Source organism: Streptomyces sp. NPDC004667, from assembly GCF_040609475.1.
In the GTDB taxonomy this organism is placed as follows: domain Bacteria; phylum Actinomycetota; class Actinomycetes; order Streptomycetales; family Streptomycetaceae; genus Streptomyces.
In genome coordinates, this window is record NZ_JBEXKC010000169.1 from 1 (window position 1) to 7,065 (window position 7,065).

At 69.3% G+C, this 7,065-nt stretch carries 5 protein-coding genes; 2 read left to right on the top strand and 3 right to left on the bottom strand.

Going from position 1 to position 7,065, the window contains the following annotated elements; translation table 11 throughout:
- Both ABZW32_RS38305 and ABZW32_RS38310 read left to right on the top strand, forming a co-directional pair.
- A partial coding sequence (locus ABZW32_RS38305; RefSeq protein ID WP_356225331.1) for a transcriptional regulator occupies positions 1-1,697 on the top strand: 1,697 nt, incomplete at its 5' end.
- Between the two features lie 3 nt (positions 1,698-1,700).
- On the top strand, positions 1,701-2,255 hold the full coding sequence (locus ABZW32_RS38310) for an XRE family transcriptional regulator (protein ID WP_331733671.1): 555 nt from the start codon (positions 1,701-1,703) through the stop codon (positions 2,253-2,255).
- Positions 2,256-2,445: 190 nt separating this feature from the next.
- Here the strand turns inward: ABZW32_RS38310 and ABZW32_RS38315 are convergent, their stop codons facing one another.
- From ABZW32_RS38315 to ABZW32_RS38325, 3 genes are all read right to left on the bottom strand, one after another.
- Positions 2,446-3,615, bottom strand: coding sequence for an Ig-like domain repeat protein (locus tag ABZW32_RS38315; protein WP_356225333.1), 1,170 nt, complete (start codon positions 3,613-3,615; stop codon positions 2,446-2,448).
- Between the two features lie 487 nt (positions 3,616-4,102).
- Positions 4,103-4,576: a hypothetical protein gene (locus ABZW32_RS38320; RefSeq protein WP_030242142.1), complete on the bottom strand. Its 474-nt coding sequence runs from the start codon at positions 4,574-4,576 to the stop codon at positions 4,103-4,105.
- Positions 4,573-5,289 carry a hypothetical protein gene (locus tag ABZW32_RS38325; RefSeq protein WP_030242136.1) on the bottom strand — a complete coding sequence of 239 codons (717 nt, stop codon included), beginning with the start codon at positions 5,287-5,289 and terminating at the stop codon, positions 4,573-4,575. The genes ABZW32_RS38320 and ABZW32_RS38325 overlap by 4 nt, the downstream gene beginning before the upstream one ends.
- Positions 5,290-7,065 lie beyond the last annotated feature (1,776 nt).

Consider the following 7,065-nt stretch of genomic DNA (forward strand, 5'->3'; position numbering starts at 1 on the left):
CCTCCCCCAAGCGACCCCCCCACCCCCTCGAAGGCAACGGCCCCCTCGCCGTCCTGGACGGCACCGGCCACGCCCACGCGGCGGGCGGCGTCCTCCTCCCCCACCCCACCTCCGACCTCCCCGCCCTCATCACCTGGGCCCTCGGCCCCGACGCCGACCTCCGCGCCCCCCGCCTCCACCGCAACGGCAAGGACGGCGACCCCCTCCTCGTGCTCACCGCTCCCGCCGCGGAACGCCTCGGTCTCCCCCTCGCCCTCGAAGACCGCCGCGCCCTGCGCCTCCCGGACAACCACCCCGTCATCAAGCAGCTCACCAAGGCCAAGTGGCAGCTCACCCGCCGCGGCTTCGGCCCCTGGCCCCGCATCTACCGCCCGGCCTCCCCCACCTCCGGCCGCCAGTGCGTCCAGCTCGCCGTCCTCCCCTGGGGCGCCCTCGACAGCCGCGCCTGGGGCGAGGACACCGCCGACCTCCCCGCCCCGGAACTCGCCGAACTGCTCACCGCCTACGCCACCCGCCTCCTGACCCCCCGCGGCTCCACCGCCGTGACGGGCCTGGAACTCATGACGGCGCTGCGTCCCCCCACCCGTGCCGCGCGCAACCCCGAGACCAACACCTGGGAGTCCGCCCCCGTCGCCGGCTCCCTCACCCGCCCCGTCGACCCGGCCCCCCCGGAGGCCCCCGACGAGCACCCGGTGGTCGCCGCCCTGTACCCCCGCTCCCACCAGCGCACCCCGGACCAGGTCCTCGACGAAGAGGCGTACGACTGGATCCGCGACCCGGAGCTCCTCACCGACGCCGAATGCGCCGCCACCCACGCGGTAGGCCTCGACGTGAACATGGCCTTCGCCGCCGCCGCGAACCGCCTCACCGTCGGCCTGGGCCCCGCCGCCCACACCACGCACCCGCGCTTCGACCCGAAGACCCCCGGCTGCTGGCTGGCCGATCTCTCCTCCCTCCCCCACGACCCCCGCCTCCCCAGCCCCTTCACCCCGCACGGCAAGCCGCCCACCGGACCGGCCTGGTACGCGACCCCGACCCTCGCCTACGCCCAGGAGCTCGGCCACGAGGTCCGCCCCACCGAGGCCTGGCTCCGCCCGGACCACGGCCCGTACCTCGACGCCTGGTACACCCGCCTCCGCGACGCCTACATGGCCACCATGGCCGACCTCGGCGTCACCTCCTCGCTCACCGAGTCCGAGTTCCTCCGGGCCATGGCCACCCACAAGCAGCACGACCCCCTCGCCGCCTCCGTCCTCTCGGCGATCAAGGCCACCGTCAAGGGCGGCATCGGCAAGCTCCGCGAGCGCCCCCAGGGCGCCGGCTACCGCCCGGGCGAACCCTGGCCCGCGCTCGAACGCCCCACCTGGCGTCCCGACATCCGCGCCGCCGTGATCTCCACGGCCCGGGTCAACATGCACCGCAAGATGCTCAAGCTCTCCACGGCGGCCGGGCTCCACCCCATCGCGGTCCTCTCCGACTGCGCGGTCTACCTCTCCCCCGGCCCCAGCCCCCTGGACCTCCTCCCCCACACCCCGGACGGCAAGCCCCTCCCCGGCGGCTTCCGCCTCGGTGTCAGCCCCGGCATGGTCAAGCACGAAGGCACCCAGCCCCTCCTCTGGGCGGTCCAGATGCTCGACGAAGGCCTCAACCCCGCCCGCCACATCAAGGGCCACGACGCAGCAGCAGACGGCGAGTAATCCATGTCCGACATCTCCGACAGCCTGTCCAAGGCCGACGAACTCCACTTCACCCGCCCCGTCCCCAAGTCCGCGGGCGCCCAGATGCGCTTCCTCGTCAAACAGCTCAAATCCACCAAGGCGGTCGCCACCACCCTCGGCATCTCCCAGCGCACCGTCGAGCGCTACGTGAAGAACCAGATCAAGCAGCCCAAGCCCGAACTCGCCGCCCGACTCGAAGCGGAAGTACGCCGCCGCTGGCAGCCCCTGGTCCGCAAGCGCGCCCGGGAGCAGGCCTCCAGGACCACCGGACTCGTCATCGAGACCCGTGCCCGCTTCGGCTTCACCGCGGCCCCCGGCACCACCGACGACGGCCGCATGCGCCGCATCACCCAGCACCTCCCCCCGGAGTACGCGGGCCGCCTCTTCGCCGCCCAGGAGACCGGCGCCACCGAGAACCAGCTCCGCCACATCACCGCCGAAGCGCTCCAGGAGATCTACTTCAAGGACAACGGCGCCCGCGCCGGCGGCCTCCTGGTCGAGTTCACCGACATCGACTACGTCGACATCGCCTTCTGAAACCGGCCGCCCCCGAAAGCCCCGAACCAGTCGTGCGACTGAGCGCTTCAGTTAACGGTTGAGCAGCTCAGTCGGCGGAATTCAAGCTCAGCTCGGACGGCACCTGGGACTGTTCGGATGATTGCCACCTGAGCGCGATACCGCGGCGCCCGCCCCGCTCCACGGCGGGGCGGGCGCTTGTGCGGCGTTCTCAGCCGGTCACCGTCACGGTGGTGGTTTCGGGGCTGGCGCTGTTGCTCTGGTAGACGGTGTCGCCGCTGTAGACGGCGGTGATGGTGTGGGTGCCGGTGGTGCGGAAGGCGGTGACGGTGCCGGCCGCTGCGCAGTTGCCGAGGGACAAGAACAGGCGTCCGGTGCCGAGGGTCTTGCCGGTGGTGGTGTCGGTGAAGGTGACGGTGCCGGTCGGCCTGGTCGTGGCGCCCGTACTCGCGGGGCAGACGATGTCGCTGAGCACGATCGGAAGGCCGACCCGGGTGCGGGAGGGCATCGCGGTCAGGGATGTCCTCACAGGCTTGCCCGGGGTCGTGTAGCTGATGGTGATGCCCGGCGCGGCGCTGGTGACGGTGGGGCCGGTGCCGCCGGCGGGGACCAGGGACGAACCGCCGCCTCCGCCACCCCCGCCGCCGCTCGGGCTGATGAAGGGGTTGATGTTGCCGCCTCCGCCACCACCGTAGTAGCCGCCGCCTCCGCCGCCACCGGTCAGGGAGGCGCCCGGGCCGCCGCCGGTGCCGCCGGCACCGAGCGCGCCGTTCCCACCGCCGAACACCCCGCCACCGCCCGTGCCGCCGGTCCCACCCTGGGTGGACGTTCCCGCCCGGCCACCGGTGCCGCCGTTGCAGGTCGCGTCGGTGCCTGGCTGGCCGGCGTCCCCGCCCGGGCTTCCGGTGCACTGGCCGGCCCAGCCGGCTCCGCCGCCGCCCGCGGCCACGATGAGGCGGGAGTCGGTGGTGGTCAGGGGGGTGGTGTTGGGCAGGGTGCGGACGTCGGATGCTCCGCCACCGCCGCCGCCGAAGTGGGTACTGCCGCCGCCGTTGAAGCCGCCGGCGCACTGCGCGCCACCGGCGCACGAGCCGGTGGCGGCGCCGCCGACTTCGACGTAGAGGATCTGCCCACCGGACAGCCCGGTGAGCGTGCCGGACACCTGGGCGCCCCGGCCGCCGCTCACGCCGTTGTCCTCCACACCGCCGCCGCCGCCGATCGCCGTGACGTCGACCTGCGTGACGCCGCTGGGCACGGTGAACGTCTGCTCGGCGCCGGTGGAGGCGAAGGTGCAGGTGGTGGTGGGGCCGGACACTGAGCAGGTGCCCTGGGCGTGGGCGGTCCCGGACAGCGCCACCGGCGCGACTGCGGCGCAGAGCACGCCGGCCGCCACGGTCAGCACCCGGCTCCGAGTCCCGGCCGAACCGGGGCGATGCCTGCGCGCTGAGCCTGGTCGGCCGGCGGCCTCCGACAGTGAGAACGTCACGATCAACTCCAGAAGACGGAAGAGGGTCTCTCGGCGAGGAACCGCCCTCCGTCACTGTTGATCACGGGAGCGGAGCCGCACCCTCTGACCTGTCTGACACACCGCCGGTTCATACCGACAGCCCCTGGCTGGGTCTACGGCAGCACCCCAGTCCGAGAGCGCAATCACAGCCCCGAACGAAGTCCGTGGCTGCCGGGCCCTGACTCGTCACGAAGCGCTCAGGCTCGCCAACTGGGGCACTCAGTCACAAGCCGGAATCACCGAAGCCACAGAATCGCCTCTCCGGCCCCCGGAAACCACAGAGGGTCCCGGGATACCCCGGGACCCTCCAACACTCTCAAAACCCCCTCAGGAGCCCCCAGCGGGCCCCTCCTTCGGGTGCTCACCCCACAGCGTGCAACGTCCTCCGCCGCTTCGACTCCGCAGCCTTCTTCGCGGCGGCCTGCGCCGCCCGCTTCTTCCGCTGCTCCGCCAGCTGGTCCTGGTACTCCGCCACCGCCTGGTGGTAACTGGCCACGTACCCCCGGGCGTCCAGCCGCTCCTCGGGCGCCATCTCGTTCACCGCGGCGACGGCGTCCTCGAAGGAGTTGTAGCCCGCCAGCATCGGGTTGATCTGATAGACCCCGTTCCTGACCTTCCGCACCAGCTTCGCGAGCTCCAGGCTCCGCAGCGCCGCGTTCACGCTCGGCCGGCTGAGCTCCAGCAGCCCCCCGATGGTGGCCTGATCGATGAGGATCCGCCCCCCGGGCTCACTCAGCGAACGCAGCTTCAGCAGCACGCGGTACGCGGCCGGCGGAAGGTCGAGGTCGGAGAGAAGCCCGTCTGCGTTGACCGCAGCGAATCGCAAGGTGCTCACTGAGCTGTCCCTTCTTCCTTGCGCTGCGCCCGGCTCAGCCGACGCGCAGCGCGCTCCTTGGACCGTTCGGCCCGCAGTTCCTCGATTGCCTGCCGCATGTGGTCCAGCGACGGGAACCGCACCAGGTCCGGCAGGCTCGTATCGCTGCGAATCTGCGAGATGGTGCTGTGCTGCTCCACCTTCACGAACTCACCCGCCGTCTCGGTACCCGGGATGAACTCAGCCACCCGGTAACTGTAAGGCGGGTTGAACTGGTACACGCCCCGCCGCACCTTGAAGACGATCCCATGAGACATGACAGTGTGCAGCGCCTCCGACGTCTTTGTCCGGCTGACGTCCAGGATCGTAGCCATCTCCTCCTGAGTAAGTGGAATCCGGCCCCCCGCTCGCTGGCACGCGATCAGCAGCAGGATCAGCCTCAGGGGCAATGCTTCCCTGAAGTACTGGGCAATCACCAGGAAGAACTCAAGGCTGTCCATGGAGAACGCATTTGGCTGACTCTGCGTCCCGTAGAACTCCAGCGGCTTGCGCTCACCGTCCAGCGTGAGCTTGCGACTGGGATACCGCCTCGCGAGGCTGTCCAGATCCTTGACCGGAGCCAGCGGCTGACTCCACGCCGAGATCGCGTCATCAACGGGGAGATCAGGACGCGGCGCGCGCGACGGACTCGGCCGACGGCGCTGTGGCTCTGATGACACGAGGATGCTCTCCACTTCGTTGATCTGCAGAGAGAGTATGTCAACAAGGGTGACACTAATGTCACGCTCGTTGACGTTCGGCGTGTCTTGTGTCCCCCCAGGAGGGACACATCTCGGCCACGACCCCTTCAGCCCCCCTCTGCGCGCCCACGACGCAACCACTCCGCCCGCTCACGCAGTTCGGGGGCGTATCTCCGCTAAAACGTCAGTATCCCCGACGTTTTAGCCCAAAAAGCGTCAGCCTCGCTGACGTTTTGCAGTCGCTCTGTCCCCCCACCAGCGACACATCGACCGAGTTATGTCCCTTCTGAGGGGACATAACTTTCCCCGTGCACCCCGCCTGACCTGCGGCAACGCATATCCGTACTCTCTATAGGCCGTCAGCTGCCGCGCTTCACGCACCCAACGCCGTCACCAACCGGCTCTGAGCCCTCGTTTCCTGACACCCCGACACCTGAACCACCCCAAGTCCCTGTACCGGACACAGTGTCCATAACCGCGCAGAATCTGACTGATTCCTATCTCTATCTCCAGAACACTTTGAAGCATTGCACCCAGACACCCTTAACGCCGTTAACACTCTCGCTTCCCACTCCACCTCCCCTCGACCACAACTCACCTCAACGTCGAACAACCCCCGATATGACCAACCCAAAACAGCAACACCCCAGGTCAACCACACACCTCCAAACCTGCACTCAAAGCTCGAGCCACCAACTAAAGCCATGGTTTAACCACACCTGACTCCCGATCAGGAACACCACCCAGCCCTCGACTGATGGAAACCGCACAACAACTCTTCAGCCCAGCCTCGTTCCAGAACACATCAAAAACCCTCAGAAACCAGACTTTCAGGGCACACCTGGAACCAAAGCACCCCAAACTTGACTGCACCGGACAGCCTCCAACAGGTGGGCTACCCGGCCCCAGAAGAAGCTGGTTTCAACATGCTCCACGCATTGGAGCGGAACACAGCAAGGTCTGCTGAACAGGGGCAAACCCACACCCCCGCTCAACGGCTCTTCAATGAACAGCAGGTCTGACGCCCTCAGAACCAAGTAGAGAAGCTCCCAAAACCGGGCTTAGGTAGGACGTAGCCCCGCCGAACCCAGCGAGGCCGTCCCTACCCGGGTTCGCAACGCCTGGGGTCCTGGCCTGAGACCAGGGCCACAGTCCGCCAAGCGGACCCTGCCTAGCGGAGCAAGGCAGGTTTCTTCACAGGCATACACCGCCCGGACACCTGGCCGAAGGCCAGGCAACGATCCGCGAAGCGGACCTGACCCGGGCAAAGCGAGAGCCACACCGGAGCGAAGCGGAGGTGAGCCCTGCTCGAAGAGCCGGGCATCCGCCGGCGCAGCCAACCCCTCCGAGGCGCACAGCGCCCAGAACCCCCGGGCCTAAGAGCCAAGCCACAGTCCACGAAGCGGACCTCCCCCCGAGCGCAGCGAGGAGGGTCTCTGCCCGAGTGCTGCGAAGCGGGGCCCCGCCGAGCGCTGCGAGGCGGCTCTTTCTCAGGCGCGCAGCGCCTGAACACCTGGCTGAAGGCCAGGCAACGGTCCGCAGAGCGGACCCCCCAAGCTCAGCGAGGGGGTCTCTTCCCAAGCGCGCAGCGCTTGGGCCCCCGGGCCCCAAGGGCCCGGCTACTGGCCACGAAGCAGGCTCCCCAAGCGCAGCGAGGGGTTTCTCCCCGGGCGCGCAGCGCCCGGGACCCCTGGCCCGAAGGGCCAGGCCTTGGTCCCGCAGAGCGGGACCCCTCCGAGCGCAGCGAGGAGGTCCTCTTCCCAGGCGCGC

Coding starts and splice junctions, on each gene's coding strand:
- ABZW32_RS38310 (WP_331733671.1), top strand. CDS start 1,701: ATGTCCGACATCTCCGACAGCCTGTCCAAGGCCGACGAACTCCACTTC.